Origin of the sequence: uncultured Gemmiger sp., from assembly GCA_944388105.1 — a bacterium.
Classification (GTDB): domain Bacteria; phylum Bacillota; class Clostridia; order Oscillospirales; family Ruminococcaceae; genus Gemmiger.
Window position 1 is genome coordinate 16,451 of sequence record CALXHN010000007.1, and the last position, 22,547, is coordinate 38,997.

The following is a 22,547-nucleotide window of genomic DNA, read 5'->3' on the forward strand; positions in this document are numbered from 1 at the left end:
TCACCGGCAGCCTTTTTCCAATGTCAGCAGGAATTTCTTGACGTCCAGCCCGCCGCCGTATCCCCCCAGTCCGCCGTCGGCGTTGATGACCCGGTGGCAGGGGACCAGGATGCTGACCGGGTTGCGGTGGTTGGCCATACCCACCGCCCGACAGGCCTTGGCATTGCCGGCCATGGCGGCTACCTGGGCATAACTGCGGGTCTCTCCGTAGGGGATCTGCTGCAGCGCCGCCCACACCCGCAGCTGAAACGGTGTGCCGTGCAGGGAAAGGGGCAGGTCAAACGCCTTCCGCTTCCCGGCAAAGTATTCATCCAGTTCCCGGGCGGTGCGCTGCAGCAAGGCATTCTCCGGACAGGCTGCCTCGGTGGCCTGCCGCACAAAATATACCCCGCATACCCCGGATTCATCGGCGCACAGCCGTAAAAGTCCCACCGGTGTGCTGTGATACAAAACGGCTTTGATGGATGGCTGCATATCCGAAATCCTCCCGTTCTTTTCGCTTTTTCTCATCATACACGCTATGCCCCCAAAGGGCAAGGGCATACCGCTTCGGATGGCCGCATACCTCTGTGAAAAGAACAACACAGGGGAGGGCAGCGCCATGAATCAAAAGAAGACGGATCGGGCCGGTTCTGTCTGGCGGCCCGTCACACCCGGTCTTGACCGGCACATCCGCCGCCGCATCTGGGTGTTTGCGGGCTGTCTGGCGGTGCTTTGCTTTGGCGGGCTGCTGGGGCGCCTGTTCTGGCTGCAGCTGGTGGACCCGGACGGGTACGCGGCCCACGCCGCTGACCAACAGCTGCGGGATACGGTGGTCCCGGCGGCCCGGGGCGAGATCTATTCGGCCGATGGCACTTTGCTGGCGGCCAGTGAGACCTGCTGGACCATCCGGGCTGCACCCCGGGAACTGGCCGATGAGCTGGTGGAACCTGCGGCAAAAGCGCTCAGTGCCATTCTGGACATTGACGAAGCCGAGACCCTGGAAAAACTCAGCCAGCGCAGCTCCAATGACTGCCTCCTGCGCCGCAGGGTAGACCGGGCCACCGCCGACGCGGTCCGTCTCTGGTGTGAGGAAAACGACGCCCAGGGCATCCAGATCCGGCAGGATACCCGGCGGGTCTATCCCCAGGGGGATTTCATGGGCTGCCTTTTGGGATTCACGGATGTGGACAACGCCGGTCTGTGGGGGCTGGAACTGGAATACAACGAGGACCTGACCGGAGAAAACGGACGGGTCCTCACGGCCAAGAATGCCTGGGGGTATGATATGCCGGAAGAGTACAGCACTCTTCAGCCGGCGGTACCCGGCAACAGCCTGACCCTGACCATTGATGCCAACATCCAGCATATGCTGGAAGGGGCGCTCGCGGCGGCGGTGACCGAGCATCGGGTGGCGGCCCGGGGGGTGGGGATCGTCATGGATGTGCAGACCGGCGCCATTCTGGCCATGACCACCAAGCCGGATTATGATCCCAATGACCCGCGCACCATTGTGGATGAAGAGACCCGTGCGGCGGTCAATGCCCTGTCCGGCGAGGCGCGCAGTCAGGCGCTGCAGGCTGCCCAGCAGGCCCAGTGGCGCAACAAAGCCATCAGCGATCTGTATGAACCGGGCAGCGTGTTCAAGCTCATCACCTGCGCGGCGGCCCTGGATACCGGAGCGGTCACCCCGGAGTCCCAGTTTGTCTGTGCGGGCAAGATCAAGGTTTCGGGCACCACGTTCCGCTGCGCCAACGGGCATATCCACGGGCTGGAGACCCTGGCTCAGGGGCTGGCGGCTTCCTGCAACCCCTGCTTCATCCAGGTGGGGGCCCGGTTGGGAAAAGAGGCGTTCTGTGATTATTTTGCGGCTTTCGGTCTGCGGGAAGCCACCGGCATTGATCTGCCCGGGGAGATCAAGCGCAGCGAATACTATACCGCCGACCGGATGGGGCCGGTGGAGCTGGCCAGCTGTTCTTTCGGGCAGAGCAGCAAGGTCAGTTATCTGCAGATGATCACCGCCGTGGCGGCCATCGTCAACGGGGGCAACCTGATGCAGCCGTATATCGTGCAATCGGTCACCGACGCGGACGGACAGACGGTCAGGACGGTGGAACCGACGGTGAAGCGTCGGGTCATTTCGGAGCAGACTTCCGCCGCCATGCGCACCCTGATGGAAGGCGTTGTCACAGACGGAACGGGAAAAAACGGTGCGGTGGCCGGCTATCGGGTGGGCGGCAAGACCGGCACCAGCCAGAAACTGGACAGCGAGGATGCCTCTGCCCGTATTGCCAGCTTTGTGGCGGTGGCACCCATTGATGACCCTAAAATCGCGGTGCTGGTCTGCCTGGATGAACCCCACAGCTGGACCACCAGCGGCGGTGCGCTGTCCGGGCCGGTCTGCGCCGAGGTCCTGGAACAGGCCCTGCCGTATCTGGGCATCGAACCCAGCTATACCGAAGCCGAGCTGGAAAAATACTTCACCCAGGTGCCGGACGTTTCCGGCTGGCGGGTGGCAGCCGCACGGCAGAAGCTGGCGGAATACGGTCTGGAAGCGTCCGTCATCGGGGATGGAGAGCGGGTCACCAGCCTGTACCCGGCAGCGGGAACCTCAGTGCGGCGGCAGTCTGCCATCACGCTGGACACCACCGGCAGTTTTGATGCGGCTGCCGACGAGTAAAACGGCGGGATCGGTTGTATGGCACCAGGCCGGTATGGTACAATGAGCACAAACGGGAAGCGACAGCCCCGACCACAGAGATGAATAACAGGAAAGACAGAGGTGTCCGGCATGAAATTGAATGCCATCCATCATATTGCCATCATTGTTTCCGATATCCAGACGGCCAAGACTTTCTATGTGGAAAAACTGGGCTTTCCGATCCTGCGGGAAAACTATCGGCCGGACCGGGAAGACTGGAAGCTGGATCTGCGGGTGAACGAGCAGACAGAGCTGGAAATCTTCGCGGAAAAGGACCCGCCCAGGCGGGTGAACCGGCCCGAAGCCTGCGGTCTGCGCCATCTGGCCTTTCATGTGGACAGCGTGGAGGCAACCGTGCAGGAACTGGAAAACCTGGGAATCGCCTGTGAGCCCGTCCGTCTGGACGACTACACCGGCAAAAAGATGACCTTTTTCTTTGATCCGGATGGCCTGCCCATCGAAATTCACGAATAAAACGGAACCGTCCGGGACGTGCGCGGCATGTCCCGGACGGTTTCCTGTATAAACGGATGGGTCACGACATCTTCCGGGTTCCCGAAAGGATGTATTTCTCCTGGTCGGAAATGGCTGTATCCACATCAAACCAGGGGCTGAAAAGCTCGGCCAGCTCTGCGGCAGGCAGCATCCCCATGGACACGCGGGCCGCACGTCCGGCGTGATGCCGGTTGAGCTGGGCGATGCTCATGCTGTGCGCCACGGTCAGGCGTCCTCCCGGGCGCAGCCAGCCGGACAGGTCCCGGAGCAATCCGGCCGGATCGGCAAAATGGGGAAAGGCGTTGTAGACAACGCAGCAGTCATAATCACCGCTGCCCTGCAAAGCCTGGATATCGCTGCACATCACCCGGATGGGCGGCTGTGCCTTTTTCGCCGCGATTTTGGTCATTTCGGGGGAAATGTCCACGGCCAGCACATGGGCCGCCTGCCGCTGGCAGTAAAAGGGGAACAGAACCCCGGTGCCGCAGGCTACATCCAGTACCCGCACACCGGGCTCAATGCCGGCTGCGTCCAGAATCAGGTTGATCTTGTCCCGGTCCACGACCAGGTCCCGGTCCCAGCCGGCAGCCAGCTCATCAAAAAAATGCACCACATCCTGCTTGTCAATAACCGCACAGTGCCGGTCCAGACATTGGAGATTCATGGGATTCTACCTCTTTTCCATATGATGGATTTACTCGGTATAAATTTGTTGATTGCCCGAAATGGCCTGCCCCAGATATTCGTCGATCCACCGGGCTGCGCCTTCCTTGTCCCGGGCACGGATGAGATCGTACAGTTTTTCGGTGTTGCGGCACAATGCCCCGATACCGTATAGCCGGCAGAACCGGGTCCACAGGGTAATGACCGGAGGCTTGAAGGAATAGTAGATCAGCGGCAGGATGCTGTTGCCGCTTACCAGGGCCAGTTCATGCTGGTATGTCCAGGCGGCTTCGGCAGCCTGTGCCGGGGTGGTGCATTCCGCAATGGCGGCCAGCAGCCTGCCCAGTCTGTCCAGGGCCTCGTCGGAAGCCCGGTCAATGGCGTTGGCCACCGCCAGATGTTCCAGCGCCATGCGCACTTCCAGGATGGACTGGACCTCCTCCTTTCCCAGCACGCCGCCCTGATACTCCATGATGGCGATCAGGGTGCTCAGGTTTCCCCGGCGGCGGTAGTCCGCCACCACGGCGCCCTGCCGCGGCCGCACCTCCACAAAGCCCTGTTTGGCCAGTTCGGCCATGCCTCCGTTCACCACCGCACGGCTTACCTGCATTCGCTGGGCCAGCTCCCGCTCGGGGGGCAGCTGCGTCCCCACAGCCAGTTCTCCGGACAGAATCATCCGCTGCAATTGCTGGATGAACAGATCCTTCAGACTGGGCGCATTCAGCTTTTCAAATTCCATGGCGGACCTCCTCTCTGGGCTGTGGCTATACCACATACCATACATGAATTTTATCATACATTTCACCAAATAAAAAGCCTTGCTTTTTCTATATTCACGGAAATGGCCGGACTTTATTGACCATTTTCTCAATGAGCGTTAAACTATTCACAAAAGAAAGTGTGCCTCCGGCCAATGTGCCGGCGTGTGGCAGAACCACAAACAGAGGAGAAAGGACGATTCCCGTGGAAAAGGTAAAGATTCTGGAGATCAAGCAGAGCGTGTTTGCCTCCAACGACCGCGAAGCCGATGAGGTCCGCCGCCAGCTGAAGGAAAAAGGCGTGTTCCTGCTCAACCTCATGTCCTCGCCGGGGTCGGGCAAAACCACCACCCTGCGGCGTACCATCGAGGCGCTGAAGGATGAGATGCGCATCGGCGTCATGGAAGCGGACATTGACTCGGACGTGGACGCCAAAGCCATTGCCGAGACCGGTGCCAAGTCCATCCAGCTGCACACCGGCGGCATGTGCCACCTGGATGCCGATATGACCCGCCAGGGACTGGAAGGCCTGGGCCTGGAAGACGTGGACCTGGCCATTCTGGAAAACGTGGGCAACCTGGTCTGTCCGGCGGAGTTTGATACCGGCGCGGTCAAGAACGCCATGATCCTCTCGGTGCCGGAAGGCCATGACAAGCCCCTGAAGTATCCGCTGATGTTCACCGTCTGCGATGTGGTGCTGGTGAACAAGATCGACGTGATGCCCTACTTTGATTTCGATATGGAAAAATGCAAGGAATACATCCGCATGCGCAACCCTGAAGCCAAGGTCATTCCTATCTGTGCCCGCACCGGGGAGGGGATTGACCAGTGGGCCGACTGGCTGCGCACCCAGGTTGCGGCCTGGAAAAATCCGGACAAGCAGTAAGGACACTACACAGAAAGGAACCGACCATGAGCCAGACCCATTTTCCTCTGGACGAGAGCAAGCTGCCCTTCAAGATTTCCAAGGACGAAAAGCCCCGGGAAAAGATCCTCAAACTGGGCCAGAAGATCACCGACCGCATCCCGGCCAAACTGCGTCCCCTCACCGCCGAAGACCCGGAGTACTGGGGTCTGGCGGGGCTCATCACCGATGAGATGGCGGATGTGGCCCTGAAGATGAAGGTCCGCAAACCCATGACCCTGCCCGAACTGGTCAAGGTCACCGGCAAATCCGCCGAGGAGCTGGAACCCCTTCTGTACCAGATGAGCTATGTGGGCCTGCTGGAATACAACTGGGAGAACGAGCGCCATGAAAAGCAGTACGTGCTGCCCATGTTCGTACCCGGCAGTGCCGAGTTCTTCAACATGCAGAAGAGCCAGATCGAAAACAACCCCGAAGTCACCGCCTTCTTTGAGCGGATGACCTTCCTGCCGCTGGAACACATCACCGCCATGGTGCCGCCGGGAGGCGCCGGCATCGGCATGCATGTCATCCCGGTGGAAAAGGCCATCGAGACCGAAAACCAGTCGGTGGACATCGAGCACATCTCCCACTGGCTGAAAAAGTACGATGGCAAATATGCGGCCAGTCCCTGTTCCTGCCGTATGTCCCGGGCCCGGATGGGGGAGGGCTGCGGCGACGACCCGGAGGACTGGTGCATCGGTGTGGGTGACATGGCCGACTACCTGGTGGAAACCAAAAAGGGCCACTATGTGGACTACGACGAGGTCATGCGCATCCTGAAGCGGGCCGAGGACAACGGTTTTGTGCACCAGATCACCAACATCGACGGCGAAAACAAGATCTTTGCCATCTGCAACTGCAACGTGAACATCTGCAACGCCCTGCGCACCAGCCAGCTGTTCAACACCCCCAATATGAGCCGTTCCGCCTATGTGGCCCATGTCACCCCGGAAAACTGCGTGGCCTGCGGCCGCTGCGTGGAGTACTGCCCCGCCGGTGCGGTCAAGCTGGGCCAGAAGCTGTGCACCAGCCACGGGCCGGTGGAGTATCCCCGCCAGGAACTGCCCGACAACGTGAAGTGGGGCCCGGAAAAGTGGGACATCGACTACCGGGACAACAACCGCATCAACTGCTACGACACCGGCACCGCTCCCTGCAAGACGGCCTGCCCTGCCCACATTGCGGTGCAGGGGTATCTGAAGATGGCTGCCCAGGGCCGCTATACCGAAGCGCTGGCTCTCATCAAGCGGGAAAATCCCTTCCCGGCGGTGTGCGGCCGGGTGTGCAACCGCCGCTGTGAGGATGCCTGCACCCGCGGCACCGTGGACCAGGCGGTGGCCATTGATGAGGTGAAGAAGTTCATTGCCCAGAAGGACCTGGAAGCGGCCACCCGCTACATCCCGCCCATCAACCCGCCTTCCAACCGGGGCGGCTTCAGTGAGAAGGTCGCCATCATCGGCGCCGGTCCGGCGGGTCTGTCCTGCGCCTATTATCTGGCTGAAAAGGGCTACCATCCCACCGTGTTTGAAAAGAATCAGAAGCCCGGCGGCATGCTGACCTACGGCATCCCCTCCTACAAACTGGAAAAGGACGTGGTGGAAGCCGAGATCGACATCATCCGTCAGATGGGCGTGGAGATCCGCTGCGGCGTGGAAGTGGGCAAGGATGTGACCCTGGACGAGCTGCGTGCCCAGGGGTACAAGGCCTTCTATCTGGCCATCGGCTGCCAGGGCGGCCGCAAGGCCGGTGTCCCCGGTGAGGACGCCCCCAACGTGGTCACCGCTGTGGAGCTCCTCCATCGCGTGAACGAAGGGGAGAAGATCAATCTCAGCGGCCGCATTGTGGTGGTCGGCGGCGGCAACGTAGCCATCGACGTGGTGCGTTCCGGTCTGCGCTGCGGTGCTTCCTCGGCGGATATGTTCTGCCTGGAAGCCCGGGACCAGATGCCTGCCACACCCGGCGAGGTCGCCGAGGCGGAGGAAGAGGGCGCCAAGGTCCACTGCGGCTGGGGCCCCAAGGAGATTTTGACCGAGAACGGCAAGGCCACGGCCGTGGTGTTCAAACGCTGCCTGTCGGTGTTTGATGCCGAAGGCCGCTTCAACCCCACTTATGATGACAACGACACCGTCACGGTGGAATGTGAGCATGTGTTCCTGAGCATCGGCCAGAGCATCCAGTGGGGGAACCTGCTGGAAGGCAGCAAGGTGGAGCTGGGCCGGGGCGGCCGTGCTGTGGCTGACTCCCTGACCTACCAGACCGCCCAGCCCGACGTGTTTGTGGGCGGCGACGTGTACACCGGTCCCAAGTTTGCCATCGACGCCATCGCCGCCGGCAAGGAAGGGGCTGTCTCCATCCATCGCTTTGTCCAGCCCAACACCAGCATGACCATCGGCCGCAACCGCCGCCAGTTCATCGAGCTGGACAAGACCGACCTGGCCCTGGAAAGCTACGATACCACCGCCCGTCAGGTGGCCGGCATGGCCCAGGATATCGACTATCACCGCTCCTTCCGGGACGGCCACCAGACCTTCACCGAGGAACAGGTCAAGAAGGAGACCTCCCGCTGCCTGGGCTGCGGCGCTTCGGTGGTGGACCCCAACAAGTGCATCGGCTGCGGCGTCTGCACCACCAAGTGCGAATTCGACGCCATCCACCTTTCCCGTGAACGCCCCGAGTGCAGCACCATGGTACGCAGCGAGGATAAATTCAAGGCCATCCTGCCTTATATGCTCAAGCGGGAATTCAGAATCCGGTTCGGCAAGAAGGAAGACTGAGATGCACGAACTGGGAATTGTCTTTCATATCATCCGCAGCGTGGAAGAAGTGGGCCGCCAGAACGGCGTCAAGCGGGTCAACGCGGTGACGCTGGAACTGGGGGAGGTCTCCGGCGTGCTGGAAGACTACCTTCAGGACTGCTGGAACTGGGCGGCGGCCAGATCCGATATGCTGCGCGGCGCCCGACTGCAGGTGGAGACCATCCCCGCCAAGACCCTTTGCGAGGATTGCGGCCTTGTGTACCCCACCGTGGCTCACGGCAGGACCTGCCCCGGATGCGGCAGCGGACATACGCATCTGATACAGGGCAACGAAACCATGATCCGGGATATTACAGTGCCCGAAGAGGAAGAAGCGGAATCGAAAGAAACTCCCTCCCCGGACACACTGTAAGATAAAACGTTATTTTGAACGGAGGAATTTTGTATGTTGTTTCAGATCTACGGCGAAAACGCCGGCTGGCAGCTGTTCGGATGGCTGCTGGTTTTTGTGGGGCTCATTCTTGTCAATGAGCTGGCCCGCCGTACCAAGCAGGGCGGCATCTTCTGCTTCCTGATTCTGCCTGCAGGCCTGACGGTCTACTTCATTGCGGTGGCTGTGGGAGCCTCTATGGGGGCTGAGTGGGCGCTGAATAACCCCACCTACCTGTACATGAACAGCTGGTTCCATTATGCCAAGCTCTATGCCGCCACCATCGGCTGCATCGGCTTCATGATGCTCAAGTATAAGTGGGGCATCGGCAAGACCCACTGGTTCAAGGCCTTCCCCTTTGTCATTGTGGGCATCAACATCCTCATCGCCGTGGCCAGCGACTTCGAGTCCGGCATCCGGGGGGCCATGGCTCTGGCCGAAACCGGCAGCCGCTGGTGGCTGTCCAGCGAGAACGTCTGGGTTTACGGCGGCTGGTGGAACTGGGTCAACGGCATCGCCGGTATCCTGAATATCCTGTGCATGACCGGCTGGTGGGGCATCTATTCCTCCAAGAAACAGCAGGACATGCTCTGGCCGGATATGACCATCTTCTACATTGTCGCCTACGACCTGTGGAACTTTGAGTACACCTACAACAACCTGCCCACCCACGCCTGGTACTGCGGTCTGGCCCTGCTGCTGGCACCCACCTTTGCCAACGCCCTGTGGAACAAGGGCGGCTGGATCCAGAACCGCGCCAACACCCTGGCCCTGTGGTGCATGTTTGCCCAGGTCTTCCCGCTGTTCCAGGATCAGGGCGTCTTTGCCACCATTCCCGTGCTGTATGTGGACGGCGTGATGGATCCGGCCACCCATCCCACGGCGGCCGACCCCACCATGCAGGGCGTCATTGCACTGCTGGCCCTGGCTGCCAATGTCATCGTGCTGGCCATCATTATCAAGCGCTCCATCGAGCAGAAGAAGAATCCCTACACCAACGAGATCTTCACCGATACCAGGGACTTCCAGCTGGCTATGGCACGCGCCGAAGAACAGTAACCCGCCGTACCCAGGCTGCCTTGGCAGACCAAACGGGGCGGACGGACCGGTACAACCAAAAAAGAGAGATTGCCTTTCCCGGAAATGGGGGAGGCAATCTCTCTTCTTTTTTGTCTTTCCTGTCCCTGCCGCGGATAAAGTTTGTCAGGCTTTTTCCATATCCCGCAGCACATTGAGAAACCGCTCGGCGGCAGGGGAGAAGATCTGGTATTTCTTCCATACAATGTACATGTCTGCCTGCCGCCTGGGTTCCAGCGGGCGAAAACACAGCGGGCTGTCGCCGGTCACATTGATGATGCCGTCCAGACACAGGGCGTATCCCATACCATCCTCCACCATCAGGGACCCGTTGTAAACCAGGTTGTAGGTGCCCACCACCTGCAGCTGACCGGCCGGTTCTCCGAACCATTCCTGCAGCCGGCTGGTTTTGTATATCTGCCGGGATACGATCAGCGGCTGTCCTTTCAGGTCGGACAAACGCAGCGCTGCTTTCTGTGCCAGAGGGCTGTCCCGGCGCATCAGCACACCCCAGGTGTCCTGGTAGGCCAGATGGATCACGTTATACCGGGACAGATCCACCGGCGCAAACAAAAGTCCGAAGTCAATGAGCCCTTTGTCCAGATCCTCCCGCACGTCGGTGGCATCGCCGCTGGAAATATGGATGCGGATGTCCGGATAGGATTCCTGCAGCTGTCGGGCCGCCCGGGTCAGGTAATGGACCCCCACCGTCTCACCGGCGCCAATGTACACCTCCCCGGAAACGGCCTCCTCCGTCTGGGCAAACTCCTGCTCGGTCTTCTGCACCAGATCCAGGATCTCCTCGGCACGTTTGCGCAGCAGCATTCCCTCCGGGGTCAGGGTCACACTATGGCTACCGCGCACAAACAGTTGCTGGCCAAGCTCCTCTTCCAGATCGTGGATCTGGCGGGACAGGGTAGGCTGGGTGACATGCAGGGCGTTGGCCGCATTGGTGATGTTGCCTTCCCGGGCAATGGTCAAAAAGTACCGCAGTACCCGCAATTCCATAAAAGACCCTCCTGTACTTCCTTTATTGTCCCTATACTACCAGAAATATGATATGCTTGCAAGGCATTTCTGAATATAAAATATAAGTATTTGCTATTTTGCGGCAGAAGGACTACACTGAGAGCATACCAAGGCAGACGGGAAAAAGTCTGCCGAGGAACGGGAGGACGGTCGGATGGAAACACAGGAACTTACCCCGGAAACGGTTCGCCAGAACCTGAAGGACGCTGGTTTTGCGCCGCAGGCCGCTGCAGGCTTTCTGGCCTGCTGGCAGGCAGGTGACCACCGGGAACAGATGCGCCTGCTGGCCAAACAGCGCCGCTGTTTGCTGCAGCGCATCCATAAGCAGGAAAAACAGATCAGCTGTCTGGACTATCTGGCCTACTGCCTGGACAGTCCGGCATCCGACAACGACAACGGGAGATGACTCATCCATGAAACGGATTGCAAACCAGACTTTTGATGAAGAGCGGGCCTTGTACGGGCAGAAAGGCATCTTTGTCACCGACTGCCGCTTTGACGGGCCGGCAGACGGGGAGAGCGCCTTCAAGGAAGGCACCGACATCACGGCGGAACACTGCTATTTCAATCTGCGGTATCCCTTCTGGCATGATACCAACCTGGTGATTCACGACGGCGAGATGACCGAACTCTGCCGCGCCGCGCTGTGGTATTCCCGCAACGTTACCATCACCGATACCAACCTTCACGGCATCAAGGCCCTGCGGGAGTGCGACAATGTGACCATGCGCCGCTGTGACATCGACTCTCCGGAATTTGGCTGGTCGGTGCGGGGCATCACCATGGAAGACTGCACCGCCCGGAGTGAATATTTCATGATGCGGTCGGACCACCTGCAGTTCACCAACGTGACCCTGAAAGGCAAATACTCCTTCCAGTACATCCAGGATGCTACCTTTGACCATTGCAGCTTCGACACCAAGGATGCTTTCTGGCATGCCAGACACGTGGTGGTGCGCAACAGCGTGGTAAAGGGGGAGTACCTGGCCTGGTACTGCGAGAACGTCACCTTTGAGAATTGCAGGATCATCGGTACCCAGCCCCTGTGCTACTGCAAGGGACTGCAGCTCATCAACTGCGAGATGGTGGACACCGACCTGGCTTTTGAAAAGAGCGAAGTCCGCGCCACCATCACCACGCCGGTTCTCAGCATCAAGAACCCCCGTTCCGGCCGGATCGAACTGCCGGAAGTGGGGCAGGTCATCCGGGACGACCCGGACTCCCACGGCGAGATCATCTGCAAGCGCATCGGCAGCTGCAAGACCGGCGGATGCGCATGAACCTCTGTTTCAGAAAGGAGAATCCCCATGCTTGGCAACTTTACCTACTGCAATCCCACCCGTGTTCATTTCGGCGAACAATCCCTGGACCAGCTGGGCGCAGAGCTGGCGCAATACGGCAGCAAGGTCCTTTTGACCTACGGCGGCGGTTCGGTAAAAAAATCCGGTCTGTATGCCCGGATCCTTTCCATTTTGCAGGACTGCGGCAAGCAGGTCTTTGAGGTACCCGGCGTCATGCCCAACCCCACGGTGGAAAAGCTGTATGAGGGCTGCCAGGTGGCCAAAGACCATCAGGTGGACCTGATTCTGGCCGTGGGCGGCGGTTCCGTGTGTGACTACGCCAAGGCGGTCTCGGTTTCCGCCTGGTGCACCGAGGACCCCTGGGACAAATACTACCTGCGCATGGAAGAGGTGGACAATCCCATCATCCCGGTGGGCTGCGTGCTGACCATGGTGGGCACCGGCTCGGAGATGAACGGCGGCTCGGTCATCACCAACCATGAACAGAAGCGCAAGATCGGCCATGTGTTCGGCAGCAATGTCATGCCCCGCTTCACCATCCTGAATCCCACCTATACCTATACCGTGCCCATGCGTCAGATGGTGGCGGGCATTTATGATGCCTTCAACCATATCTGCGAGCAGTATTTTTCCGGTGAGGACGACAACACCACCGACTACATAGCCGAAGGTCTGATGCGCTCTCTGGTACACAGCTCCCGTATCGCGGTGCGGGACCCGCAGAACTATGAGGCCCGCAGCAACATCATGTGGGCAGCCACCTGGGCCCTGAACACCCTGCTGGCTATGGGCAAATCCACCGACTGGGAAGTGCATATGATCGGGCAGTCCATCGGTGCTTACACCGATGCCACCCACGGCATGACCCTGTCTGCTGTGTCTATGGCCTATTACCGGTTCATCCTGCCCTACGGAACGGCCAAGTTTGCCCGGTTTGCCGCCAATGTGTGGGGCATTGATCCCACCGGCATGACCGAAAAGGAACTGGCCGAAGCCGGACTTTCCGCCATGGAAGGCTGGATGAAGGAACTGGGCGTGGCCATGAATATCCGGGAACTGGGCGTTACCGAGGAGATGATCGAGGGCATCGCCGACGGTACTTTCCTGCTCACCGGCGGCTACAAGACCCTGACCCGGGAGGATGTGATCGCCATCCTGCGGGCCAGCCTGTGAGGATTGTGGTGAAAACCGGCTTTCTGCGGGCGGCCGCGGTCGTTTTGATGGTGGCGCTGACCGGCTGCGCCCGCCAGCAGCCGATGCAGACTCCGGTACAGCCGACCCCTGCCCCGGCCGCGGCAGCACCTGCCACCCCTGAGCAAGCAAGCGGGGAAGAGACGCTACAGAAAGAAAGCGAGGAAGCCATCATGCAGATTCAGATCGGAGAAACCACTTTTACCGCCGTCCCGGCGGATACGGAAGCCGCCGAAGCCCTGATGGAATTGCTGGCGGACGGCCCCGTCACCATCCAGGCGGAAAATTACGGCGGTTTTGAAAAGGTGGGCAGCCTGCCCCAGGATCTGCCGCAGGCGGACAGCCGCATCACCACCCGGCCGGGGGATGTGATGCTGTACCAGGGGGACTCCATCGTCTTTTTCTATGGCGCCAACACCTGGGCCTACACCCGTCTGGCCACCATTCAGGATGCCTCCGCCGAGGAACTGCGGCAGGCTTTCGGCGGCAGTGAAACATCCATCACGCTTTCCCGGTAAAAACTTTCCGGCGGCAGCTGCTTTTGGGGCAGCTGCCGCTTTTTGCTGTTCAATATCCCGTATATGCGCAAAATCTGACCGTCAGACAGGAAAAAACTTTCCGCGCCCCCTTGCGCCCAAAGGCGGTATGCGGTATTAGTAGTCATTGTGAGCCTGCGCCCGCCAACAGCGGCGCGGCCTTTCGGTGTGAAAAACTCCTGACAGAAAGGACACATAGAATGAACGCTGTACTGAACATCCTGCGCGGTATCGTCATCGGTATCGCCAACGTCATTCCCGGCGTCTCCGGCGGCACCATGGCGGTGTCCATGGGTATTTACGACAAGCTGATCAGCGCGGTCACCGGCCTGTTCAAGCACTTCAAAAAGAGCATTCGCCTGCTGATCCCTCTGGGGGTGGGCATGGTCATCGGCATTGTGGGCTTCGGCTTCCTGCTGGAATACCTGCTCAACAATTTTGTGCTGGCCACCTGCCTGACCTTTGTGGGCCTGATCCTGGGCGGCCTGCCCATCCTGTGGATGAACCTGCGCAAGAACATCGAGAAAAAGCCCTCCCGCCGTATCGGCGCCGGAGAGGTCATCAGCTTCCTGGTGCTGCTGGCCATCGGCGTGGGCCTGCCGCTGGTGCAGGGGGCCGAGGGTGCCATCAAGACCCTGACCATTGATCCGGTCACCATCGTGATCCTGTTCCTGCTGGGTCTGATCGCCAGTGCCACCATGGTCATCCCCGGTGTGTCCGGCAGCATGGTTCTCATGGTCCTGGGCTATTACAGCACCATCCTCTCGCTGGTCACCGGCACGGTGACCATGCTCAAGGACGGCGACTTCGGCGGTGTGGTGCATAACTGCCTGCTGTTGGTTCCCTTTGCCATCGGTGTGGTGCTGGGCATCTTTCTCATTGCCAAGATCATTGAGTATCTGTTCAACCGTTTCCCCAGCCAGACGTTTGCCGCCATCATCGGCCTGATCCTGTCCTCTCCCTTTGCCATCCTGTACTCGGCCAATGCCTTCGGCGCTTTCTCGGTGGTCGAACTCATTGTGGGCCTGGTGCTGGCCGCCCTGGGCGCCTGGGTCACCTGGCTCATGGGCAGCAAGGAAGATGTCTGAGCCGATACCGTAATCCCATACTGACAAAGCCCGCTTTTCCCCGGGAGGGAAGGCGGGCTTTTTGTATGGATTCAGTTTCCGGCATGCAGGCGCCGGTATTCGTTGGGGGTCATGCCGAATTCCTGGCGGAAGATGCGGTTGAAATTGCGGATGGTCTCAAATCCGCACAGGGAGGCGATTTCGGTGATTTTCTTGTCGGTGGCGGCCAGATACCCTTTGGCATACTGGATGCGATATCCATTGACATAGGCAGAAAACCCGACCCCGAAATGCCGGTTGAAGAAACCGGAAAGATAACAGTGGTTGTATCCCAGCGCTTCCGCCATGCCTGTCAGGGTGACCTTTTCCTGGTAATGCTCCTCGATGTAGGCGGCGATGGCGTTGGTCAGGGCGTAGTCGGATTCATTGGCTTTCTCCCGGTCGCATGTCTCATAAAAGCGGCTGCACACGTCGTACAGTACAGACCGGATCCGGTATTTGCTGGTGCGCGGATCACACAGGATCTGTACAAAGGCATCACTCTCAAACCGGCAGACCGGGGGCAGGAACCGCGTGCCCCGCATATCGTTGCAGAAATCTTCCACCCAGTCGTTGGAAAAGATGAACAGAATGCTTTCGTTGAACGTCTCGGTAGCAAAGGAATGGATCTGCCCCGGCAGGGTCAGCACCGCTTCGCCGGCTGTGGCACTGAACTTGTGTCCATCCACCTCACACAGCAGTTCACCTGCAAATACATAGTTCAGTTCAAAGCTGCGATGCATATGTTTGCGGAAAACAAAGTCCGTGTTGGTGCTGTGATACAGATATTCCCGCTTGTCCGAACGGTTCGCCTCAAAATCGATCATATGCCACCACCTGAACTTTTGTCTATAAGTATAAAACATCTTGCTTGTGTTGGCAAGGCTGCGGGGAGTACACTGTGCCTGTAAGGCGGCGGGCAAAGCCCGACCGGAAAACGTTATCTGCCAAGCGAGGAACCACCATGAAAAACGACAAATACTTCAAAAAATGTATCGCGTTCGGTCGGGCCACCGAGGGGCTGCGCGCCGACTTCCAGGAACAGATGCGGGAACTGCAGCAGGACATCGGCTTTGAATATGTCCGCTTCCACGGCATTTTCCATGATGATATGGCCGTGTACGATGAGGACGAAAACGGCAATCCCGTCTACTGGTTCGGATATGTGGACAAACTCATTGACTTTTTGCTGTCGGTGCATATCCGGCCTTTCCTGGAGCTGGCTTTTATGCCCATCCAGCTGGCCACAGTGCCCAACACCACCTTCTGGTGGAAGGCCAACGGCTGCCCTCCCACCGATTATCAGAAGTGGCATGACCTGGTCCGGGCCACCATCCTGCACCTGACGGAACGGTATGGGGAGGAAGAACTCAAGACCTGGTATTTTGAAATCTGGAACGAACCCAATCTGGATTCCTTCTTCCGCGGCACCCAGCAGGAATATTTCCGGCTGTATACCGTCACGGCCGAAGCGGTCAAGTCGGTCTGTCCGGAATATAAGGTGGGCGGCCCTTCCACCAGCGGTGCCGACTTCCGGGACGGCCTGGGATATCTGAAAGAATTCATCCGCTATGTCAGTGAAAATCATCTGCCGGTGGATTTCTTCTGCGCCCATCCGTACCCCACATGCTGGGCGCTGGACGGCGACGGCTCCGAGCGGATGGGATACATCGGCAAGGATATCTGCCTGCAGTTCCTGGACAACATCCGCTCCATCGTGGACGGTTCTCCCTACCCGGATGCGGAGATCATGCTCACCGAGTGGAATTCGTCCCCCAGTCCCCGGGATCTGGTGCACGACACCCCCTTCATGGCCTCGTTCCTTCTGTACAACTATACCCAGAACTATGGCAAGGTGGACAGCCTGGGATACTGGACCTTTACCGACATTTTTGAGGAGAACGGCCCCGGCCGCAGTCCGTTCCACGGCGGGTTCGGCCTCATCAATGTGGACAACGTGAAAAAGCCTTCCTACTGGGCTTTCTGGATGCTCAACCAACTGGGCGAAGAAATTCTGGAAGTGGGTGAAGACCATGTCGTCGCCCGCAGCGGAGACAACTATCAGGTCATTGTCTGGAACTACTGCTATTATACCGACGAATTTGCTGACGGTGACCGCAGCAAACTCACCGAGACCCGGCGGGAGGAAATTTTCCAGAACAAGGAACTGACGGTGGATCTGTCGCTGGAACTGCAGGGAACCTATGACCAGACGGTGTACACCCTGGACGAAGATACCTCCGCCTATCACAACTGGCTCAAGCTGGGGGCGCCCCAGTATCCCACCGCGGACCAGGTGGAGATCATGCAGGAAACCTCCCGCCCCAAGACGGAGCACAGCACCGTGCAGAGCTTCCATATCCGCCCCACCCTCCGGCCTCACGAGGTCAAGTGCTATATTCTGAACAAACGCTGACACCCTCCTATCGGCAGGCAGCTTCCGCAGGGCCTTCCCGGCCCCGGCAGCTGCCTGCTTTTTTGTGTTTTTTCACATGGCCGGACAGCTTCGTCACCCTCTCTCAAAAAGGGACAACAGACTGGTCTTTTGTGCAATTTCCCACCTTTTTTCAATCTTTGTTTATTGTTTGTTTGCAATTTCGTGCTATACTAAACACATGTTCAAGCAGTATGCAACACAGAAAAAGGAGCCGCACATGTCCAAGCAGTCGTTTGTACAATTCAAAGACGTCTGTAAATATTATCAGATGGGCGATACGCGCATCGCCGCGGCCGACCACGTGACCTTTGAGATCGAAAAAGGGGAGTTCTGCGTCATCCTGGGCCCTTCGGGCGCGGGCAAGACCACCGTGCTCAACATGCTCGGCGGTATGGATACCTGTGACGAAGGCACCATCCTCCTGGATGGGGAGGAAGTCAGTGCTTTTGACCAGAAACGCCTGACCCAGTACCGCCGTTATGACGTGGGCTTTGTGTTTCAGTTTTACAATCTGGTACAGAACCTGACCGCCCGGGAAAATGTGGAACTTGCCTCTGAGATCTGCCGTGACCCGCTGGATGCGGATCTGGTGCTGGAGGAAGTGGGCCTTTTGCAGCGGCGCAACAATTTTCCGGCGCAGCTTTCCGGCGGCGAACAGCAGCGGGTGTCCATCGCCCGGGCCCTGGCCAAAAATCCCAAGATTCTTTTGTGTGATGAGCCCACGGGCGCCCTGGACTACAAAACCGGCAAGCAGGTCCTGGCCCTTCTGCAGGATACCTGCCGCCAGAAAGGCCGTACCGTCATCGTCATCACCCACAACAGCGCTTTGGCCGCCATGGCGGACCGGGTCATCCGCATCAACAGCGGCCATGTCATTGACATGCAGTGCAACCCGTCGCCGACCCCGGTCGAAAGGATCGAGTGGTAATGAACAGGACGTACCAAAAAAATATACGCCGCACACTGGCCAGCACACGCAGCCGTTTTCTGGCCATCTTTTCCATTGTGGCCCTGGGGGTCGGCTTTCTGGCCGGCCTTGTGTCCACCACGCCCGATATGCGGGACTCGGTGGAACGGTATCTGGATGATGCCAACCTGTATGACCTGCGCATCATCGGGACCCTGGGACTGACCGATGCCGATGTGCAGGCCCTGGAACAGCTTGATGGCGTGCAGGATGTCCGGGGCGCCTGGTCGGCGGATGTGCTGGTCAAAACCCCCGAATCCGACCAGGCGGTAGCCCGGGTGCACAGCCTGCCCACCGACGCCGACGGCAACCCGGAAGGCGCTTCGGTCATCAACCGGCTGGTACTGGAACAGGGCCGCTGGCCCCAGGCCTCCGGCGAGTGTGTGGTGGAAGCCGGGGCCGGGGACCTGACCCGGGGACTGGACATCGGGGACACCATCCAGGTGCCCGCCAACGACAACGAGGACCTGGAAGATACCCTTGCCACCACCGAGTACACGGTGGTGGGGGTGGTCCATGACGCCACCTACTTCTCTTTTGAACGGGAACCCGCCAGTGTGGGCAGCGGCGCGGTGGAAACCATCTTCTACATACTGCCCCAGGATTTCGCCTATGAAAGCTATACCGAGATCTATCTGACCGTGGACGACGCCCTTGCCATGAACAGCATGGGAGATGCGTATGAAAAGGCGGTCCAGTCAGTCAGCGACGAGGCGGAAGAGATTGCCGGCGCCCGGTGTGAAGCCCGCCTGCAGGAGGTCAAGTCCGACGCCCAACAGGAGATCGACGACGCCTGGGACGAGTACAACGATGCCGCTGCCGAGGCGGATGAAGAACTGTCCGATGCCGCCCGGGAACTGGAAGACGGCCGGCAGGCTCTGGCCGACGGGGAACAGGAAGTGGCCGACGGCGAGCGGGACTATCAGGATGGTCTGGCCGAACTGGCCGACTATGAGCAGCAACTCAAGGACGGCGAAGCCGCCCTGAACGCCGGCATGGCGGAACTGATCAGCGGTCAGGCACAGTGGCAGGAAAACTGGCAGAAGGCCAAGGACGGCGAGACTGCCCTGGCCGAAGGCAAAAAGCAGCTGGAGGAAGCCCAGCGGCAGTATGAGGAAGGCAAGGCGGCCTATGACGCGGCTTTGGCCCAGATCGAAGCCGGGGAAGCGGCCCTGGCCGAAAACAAGACCAAGCTGGACACCGCCCAGGCCCAGTATGAGCAGCTGGCTGAGTTCAATCAGGGTCTGAATGCGTACGAGGAAGGCCTGCAGCAGTATACCGATGGGGTGAACTATGCCCTGGAACAGTATGCCGCCATACTGCCGTATCCCCTTACCGTCACTACGGATCAGATGGAGGACATTCTGCTGGACCTGTCCCAATTGGAGGAGGACCAGTGGCCGGCGGATGATACCCAGATGATGCTGTACATCGTGAACAAGCTAACCGGAAGCCTGGTGCCGCCCACAGACCCGGGCGAGGAAGTTGTGCCTGAACCCGAAACAGAGGAGCCGGAGCGGCCGGAACCGGCGGAAACGGTGACGGAAGAGCCTTCCGCTGCCGATGAGGAAAACGCCGGGGAACAGAACGCAGCGGCCGCCCCGGAATCCGACGAAAAAGACCCCGCTGATACCGCAGAGACCCCCACGGAAGAAAATGCTGCGGATGATCCTGCACCGCAGGAACCGTCCCACACTTCCGAAACCGGAACCGACGCGGCAGCGGAAGACCCTGCGGAACAAACACCCTCTGTGGCGGAAGCGGACGGCAATGCGCTGTCTGCGTCCCAACCGACGTTCGCCGCCACCGAAACCACGGAAGACGCTTCCCGCTCGGTGCGGGAAAATCCTGATCCCGGCCAGCAGGACACAGGAAATCTGTCCCTGGTGGAGGGCGCCCAAAAGCTTATTGAGGGTAAGAAGGAAATCGACGCCGGTATTCAGCTTCTCATCCTGACCTATCAGCAGCAGGGGCAGGAACTGACCGAGGATGAAGCCTACGCCCTGATCTCGGATGAGAACGTGGCCGCCGTCAAGGCACAGCTGGACGACGGCTGGGCCCAGTACAATGCCGGCGCCGCCCAGCTGGCGGAAGGCCGCGCCCAGCTGGAAGCCAATGAGCAGACCCTCATCGACGGCAAAGCACAGCTGGATGCGGGCTGGGCCCAGTACGAAGTCCAGGGGACAGAACTGTATGACGGCATCAACCAGCTGCGTTCTGCCAAGACCACCCTGGACGAAGGCTGGGACCTGCTCATCGACAAGCAGATGGAGCTGGACGATGCCCGCCGGGAGATCGAGGATGCCCGTGCCACTCTAGCCGACGCCAAAGCCGAGCTGGAGGACGCCCGACAGACCATTGCCGAAAAGACCCAGGAGCTGCGGGACGGCGAGATCGAATACGCCGATGCCAAAGCGGAAGCGGACCAGAAGCTGGCCGACGCCCGGGCGGAGATCGAGGACGCCGAAGCCCAACTCAATGACATTGAGGAAGGGGAATGGTACGTCTGGGACCGCGGCCGCAACGTCAGCTATGCCTCCTTTGATTCCAACTCCACAAAACTGGCTGCCCTGGCCAAGGTGTTCCCGGTGTTCTTCTTCCTGGTGGCGGCGCTGGTGGTCTCCACCACCATGACCCGCATGGTGGAAGAAGAACGGCTTCAGATCGGCACCATGAAAGCTTTGGGCTACACCAGCGGTGCCATCATGCAGAAATACCTGCTCTACGCCCTCACGGCTGCCGCGACCGGGGCGGTGTTCGGGCTGGTGCTGGGATTCTTCGGCTTCCCGCGGGTCATCTGGACTGCCTATCAGATGATGTACTACGCTCCGGCCTTCCTGTCCCCCTGGCGGTGGGACGTGGGCCTGCTGGCCGGCGGTTCCCTCATCGCCATCGCCATGGCGGCCACCTGGTCGGCCTGCCGTGCCACCTTGCACGAATACCCAGCCGCCCTCATGCGGCCCCGGGCCCCCAAGGCCGGCAAGCGCATCCTGCTGGAACGGATCACCTTCCTGTGGCGGCGCCTGCCCTTTACCTACAAGGTCACCTGCCGTAATCTGCTGCGCTATAAAAAGCGCTTCTGGATGACCGTCATCGGGGTGGCGGGCTGCACGGCCCTGCTGGTCACCGGTTTCGGCATTTCGGATTCCCTGAACAGCATTGTCACCAAACAGTTCGGGGAGGTTTACCACTATGACCTGCTCACCGCCGTCACCGACGCCGAATATACCCGGGAAGGCCCTGCCTACGAGTACCTCTATCATGACGACGCCGTAAAATCCTCCCTCACCGTCTTCACCCAGCAGGTGGAACAGGAACTGGAGGACGGCAGCACCGTGGACTACTATTATATGGTACCGGAGGACGTGGACCGTTTTGCCGATTTTGCGGACCTGCACAACCGCCAGACCAAAAATCCCACGCCGCTGGGGCAGGAAGGTGTGGTCCTGACCGAAAAGCTGGCCGGTACCCTGGACGTGAAGCCGGGGGATACGGTCACCCTGGAAGATGCCGACGGCAACCAGGCTCAGTTCACTGTCACCGGCGTGTGCGAGCATTATGTATATAATTATGTGTACATGAGTGCCGAAAGCTACGAAAAGGGCTTCGGCCATGAACCGGACTGGAATGCCATCATGAGCCAGCTGACCGATGCCTCCCAGCAGGGGCGGGACGCGGTATCTGCCAGCCTGCTGGCCATGGATGAAGTGGCCAGCCTGAACTTTACTGCCGACAGCATGGCCATGGTGCTCAACATGCTGGAATCCATCGACGCCGTGGTGGTGCTGATCATTGTCTGTGCCGCCTGTCTGGCCTTTGTGGTGCTGTACAACCTGACCAACATCAACATTGCCGAACGTGTCAAGGAGATCGCCACCATCAAGGTGCTGGGCTTCTATGACCGGGAGGTGGATGCCTACGTCAACCGGGAAAGCGTCATCCTCACCCTGATCGGGGCCCTCTTCGGGCTGGTAGGCGGCGTGGCGCTGCACAAGTTCGTCATCCTTACCGTGGAGGTGGACGCGGTCATGTTCGGGCGGGATATCCAGCCCATGAGCTTCGTGTATGCTCTGGCACTGACCTTCCTGTTCAGCCTGTTCGTGAATCTGGTCATGGGGCGCAAACTCAAACAGATCTCCATGGTGGAGAGCATGAAAGCCCCCGAATAATGGTTGTTTCTTTTCCGGGTGAACCGTACCCTGCCGGGGGTTGGT

Annotated in this window: 19 protein-coding genes; 14 read left to right on the top strand and 5 right to left on the bottom strand. The window is 59.5% G+C overall.

Translation table 11 applies throughout. The features are described from left to right. Positions 1-474, bottom strand: coding sequence for a methylated-DNA--[protein]-cysteine S-methyltransferase (locus Q0K17_RS01630; RefSeq protein WP_294539112.1), 474 nt, complete (start codon positions 472-474; stop codon positions 1-3). 127 nt (positions 475-601) lie between these two features. Between Q0K17_RS01630 and Q0K17_RS01635 the strand changes: the two genes are divergently transcribed. Together Q0K17_RS01635 and Q0K17_RS01640 are read left to right on the top strand one after the other, a co-directional pair. Beyond that, positions 602-2,659, top strand: coding sequence for a penicillin-binding transpeptidase domain-containing protein (locus Q0K17_RS01635; protein WP_294539115.1), 2,058 nt, complete (start codon positions 602-604; stop codon positions 2,657-2,659). A gap of 111 nt (positions 2,660-2,770) precedes the next feature. Then, positions 2,771-3,154 carry a VOC family protein gene (locus tag Q0K17_RS01640; protein ID WP_294539118.1) on the top strand — a complete coding sequence of 128 codons (384 nt, stop codon included), beginning with the start codon at positions 2,771-2,773 and terminating at the stop codon, positions 3,152-3,154. Between the two features lie 61 nt (positions 3,155-3,215). On the opposite strand, the gene Q0K17_RS01645 is transcribed toward Q0K17_RS01640, so the two are convergent. Continuing rightward, a complete protein-coding gene (locus tag Q0K17_RS01645) occupies positions 3,216-3,839 on the bottom strand; it encodes a class I SAM-dependent methyltransferase (protein ID WP_294539121.1) in 624 nt (207 codons plus the stop codon). A gap of 30 nt (positions 3,840-3,869) precedes the next feature. Beyond that, the gene (locus Q0K17_RS01650) at positions 3,870-4,577 is read right to left on the bottom strand and encodes a GntR family transcriptional regulator (RefSeq protein WP_294539124.1); all 708 of its coding nucleotides are present in this window, start codon (positions 4,575-4,577) and stop codon (positions 3,870-3,872) included. 224 nt (positions 4,578-4,801) lie between these two features. Here Q0K17_RS01650 and hypB point away from each other — a divergent pair, with 224 nt between their 5' ends. From hypB to Q0K17_RS01670, 4 genes are read left to right on the top strand one after another with little or no spacing between them, the layout of a single operon-like run. Further along, positions 4,802-5,482, top strand: a complete 681-nt coding sequence (gene hypB / locus Q0K17_RS01655; protein ID WP_294539128.1) for a hydrogenase nickel incorporation protein HypB — start codon at positions 4,802-4,804, stop codon at positions 5,480-5,482. A gap of 26 nt (positions 5,483-5,508) precedes the next feature. Next, positions 5,509-8,277: an FAD-dependent oxidoreductase gene (locus Q0K17_RS01660; RefSeq protein WP_294539131.1), complete on the top strand. Its 2,769-nt coding sequence runs from the start codon at positions 5,509-5,511 to the stop codon at positions 8,275-8,277. Between the two features lies 1 nt (position 8,278). Beyond that, on the top strand, positions 8,279-8,671 hold the full coding sequence (locus tag Q0K17_RS01665; RefSeq protein WP_294539134.1) for a hydrogenase maturation nickel metallochaperone HypA: 393 nt from the start codon (positions 8,279-8,281) through the stop codon (positions 8,669-8,671). A 33-nt stretch (positions 8,672-8,704) separates the two neighbouring features. Next, positions 8,705-9,748, top strand: coding sequence for a DUF5692 family protein (locus Q0K17_RS01670; protein ID WP_294539137.1), 1,044 nt, complete (start codon positions 8,705-8,707; stop codon positions 9,746-9,748). Positions 9,749-9,892: 144 nt separating this feature from the next. Here the strand turns inward: Q0K17_RS01670 and Q0K17_RS01675 are convergent, their stop codons facing one another. Next, entirely contained in the window at positions 9,893-10,774 is an 882-nt protein-coding gene (locus Q0K17_RS01675; RefSeq protein WP_294539140.1) for a LysR family transcriptional regulator, read from the bottom strand. 175 nt (positions 10,775-10,949) lie between these two features. Between Q0K17_RS01675 and Q0K17_RS01680 the strand changes: the two genes are divergently transcribed. The 5 genes from Q0K17_RS01680 to Q0K17_RS01700 all read left to right on the top strand — a co-directional run bounded on the left by Q0K17_RS01680 (position 10,950) and on the right by Q0K17_RS01700 (position 14,911). Then, a complete protein-coding gene (locus tag Q0K17_RS01680; RefSeq protein ID WP_294539143.1) occupies positions 10,950-11,201 on the top strand; it encodes a hypothetical protein in 252 nt (83 codons plus the stop codon). Positions 11,202-11,208: 7 nt separating this feature from the next. Continuing rightward, positions 11,209-12,075 (top strand): DUF3737 family protein, encoded by an 867-nt coding sequence (locus Q0K17_RS01685; protein ID WP_294539146.1) that lies wholly within the window; start codon positions 11,209-11,211, stop codon positions 12,073-12,075. 27 nt (positions 12,076-12,102) lie between these two features. After that, on the top strand, positions 12,103-13,269 hold the full coding sequence (locus tag Q0K17_RS01690) for an iron-containing alcohol dehydrogenase (protein WP_294539149.1): 1,167 nt from the start codon (positions 12,103-12,105) through the stop codon (positions 13,267-13,269). Between the two features lie 8 nt (positions 13,270-13,277). Continuing rightward, the gene (locus tag Q0K17_RS01695; protein WP_294539152.1) at positions 13,278-13,805 is read left to right on the top strand and encodes a cyclophilin-like fold protein; all 528 of its coding nucleotides are present in this window, start codon (positions 13,278-13,280) and stop codon (positions 13,803-13,805) included. A gap of 218 nt (positions 13,806-14,023) precedes the next feature. Continuing rightward, on the top strand, positions 14,024-14,911 hold the full coding sequence (locus Q0K17_RS01700; RefSeq protein ID WP_294539154.1) for a DUF368 domain-containing protein: 888 nt from the start codon (positions 14,024-14,026) through the stop codon (positions 14,909-14,911). Between the two features lie 71 nt (positions 14,912-14,982). On the opposite strand, the gene Q0K17_RS01705 is transcribed toward Q0K17_RS01700, so the two are convergent. Continuing rightward, the gene (locus Q0K17_RS01705; protein ID WP_294539156.1) at positions 14,983-15,756 is read right to left on the bottom strand and encodes an AraC family transcriptional regulator; all 774 of its coding nucleotides are present in this window, start codon (positions 15,754-15,756) and stop codon (positions 14,983-14,985) included. Between the two features lie 137 nt (positions 15,757-15,893). Between Q0K17_RS01705 and Q0K17_RS01710 the strand changes: the two genes are divergently transcribed. From Q0K17_RS01710 to Q0K17_RS01720, 3 genes are all read left to right on the top strand, one after another. Next, positions 15,894-17,345 (top strand): hypothetical protein, encoded by a 1,452-nt coding sequence (locus tag Q0K17_RS01710; protein WP_294539159.1) that lies wholly within the window; start codon positions 15,894-15,896, stop codon positions 17,343-17,345. Positions 17,346-17,634: 289 nt separating this feature from the next. Further along, complete coding sequence (locus Q0K17_RS01715) at positions 17,635-18,294, top strand: ABC transporter ATP-binding protein (RefSeq protein WP_294539163.1); 660 nt, start codon at positions 17,635-17,637, stop codon at positions 18,292-18,294. After that, positions 18,294-22,502 (top strand): FtsX-like permease family protein, encoded by a 4,209-nt coding sequence (locus Q0K17_RS01720; protein WP_294539165.1) that lies wholly within the window; start codon positions 18,294-18,296, stop codon positions 22,500-22,502. The genes Q0K17_RS01715 and Q0K17_RS01720 overlap by 1 nt, the downstream gene beginning before the upstream one ends. Positions 22,503-22,547 lie beyond the last annotated feature (45 nt).

What these genes read in the sequence shown, in the direction of transcription:
- Q0K17_RS01700 (WP_294539154.1), top strand. Translation starts at nt 14,024, where the DNA reads ATGAACGCTGTACTGAACATCCTGCGCGGTATCGTCATCGGTATCGCC.
- Q0K17_RS01675 (WP_294539140.1), bottom strand. Translation starts at nt 10,774, where the DNA reads ATGGAATTGCGGGTACTGCGGTACTTTTTGACCATTGCCCGGGAAGGC.
- Q0K17_RS01635 (WP_294539115.1), top strand. Translation starts at nt 602, where the DNA reads ATGAATCAAAAGAAGACGGATCGGGCCGGTTCTGTCTGGCGGCCCGTC.
- Q0K17_RS01670 (WP_294539137.1), top strand. Translation starts at nt 8,705, where the DNA reads ATGTTGTTTCAGATCTACGGCGAAAACGCCGGCTGGCAGCTGTTCGGA.
- Q0K17_RS01720 (WP_294539165.1), top strand. Translation starts at nt 18,294, where the DNA reads ATGAACAGGACGTACCAAAAAAATATACGCCGCACACTGGCCAGCACA.
- Q0K17_RS01645 (WP_294539121.1), bottom strand. Translation starts at nt 3,839, where the DNA reads ATGAATCTCCAATGTCTGGACCGGCACTGTGCGGTTATTGACAAGCAG.
- Q0K17_RS01705 (WP_294539156.1), bottom strand. Translation starts at nt 15,756, where the DNA reads ATGATCGATTTTGAGGCGAACCGTTCGGACAAGCGGGAATATCTGTAT.
- Q0K17_RS01685 (WP_294539146.1), top strand. Translation starts at nt 11,209, where the DNA reads ATGAAACGGATTGCAAACCAGACTTTTGATGAAGAGCGGGCCTTGTAC.
- Q0K17_RS01660 (WP_294539131.1), top strand. Translation starts at nt 5,509, where the DNA reads ATGAGCCAGACCCATTTTCCTCTGGACGAGAGCAAGCTGCCCTTCAAG.
- Q0K17_RS01640 (WP_294539118.1), top strand. Translation starts at nt 2,771, where the DNA reads ATGAAATTGAATGCCATCCATCATATTGCCATCATTGTTTCCGATATC.
- Q0K17_RS01650 (WP_294539124.1), bottom strand. Translation starts at nt 4,577, where the DNA reads ATGGAATTTGAAAAGCTGAATGCGCCCAGTCTGAAGGATCTGTTCATC.
- Q0K17_RS01665 (WP_294539134.1), top strand. Translation starts at nt 8,279, where the DNA reads ATGCACGAACTGGGAATTGTCTTTCATATCATCCGCAGCGTGGAAGAA.
- Q0K17_RS01630 (WP_294539112.1), bottom strand. Translation starts at nt 474, where the DNA reads ATGCAGCCATCCATCAAAGCCGTTTTGTATCACAGCACACCGGTGGGA.
- Q0K17_RS01690 (WP_294539149.1), top strand. Translation starts at nt 12,103, where the DNA reads ATGCTTGGCAACTTTACCTACTGCAATCCCACCCGTGTTCATTTCGGC.
- Q0K17_RS01710 (WP_294539159.1), top strand. Translation starts at nt 15,894, where the DNA reads ATGAAAAACGACAAATACTTCAAAAAATGTATCGCGTTCGGTCGGGCC.
- Q0K17_RS01680 (WP_294539143.1), top strand. Translation starts at nt 10,950, where the DNA reads ATGGAAACACAGGAACTTACCCCGGAAACGGTTCGCCAGAACCTGAAG.
- Q0K17_RS01715 (WP_294539163.1), top strand. Translation starts at nt 17,635, where the DNA reads ATGGGCGATACGCGCATCGCCGCGGCCGACCACGTGACCTTTGAGATC.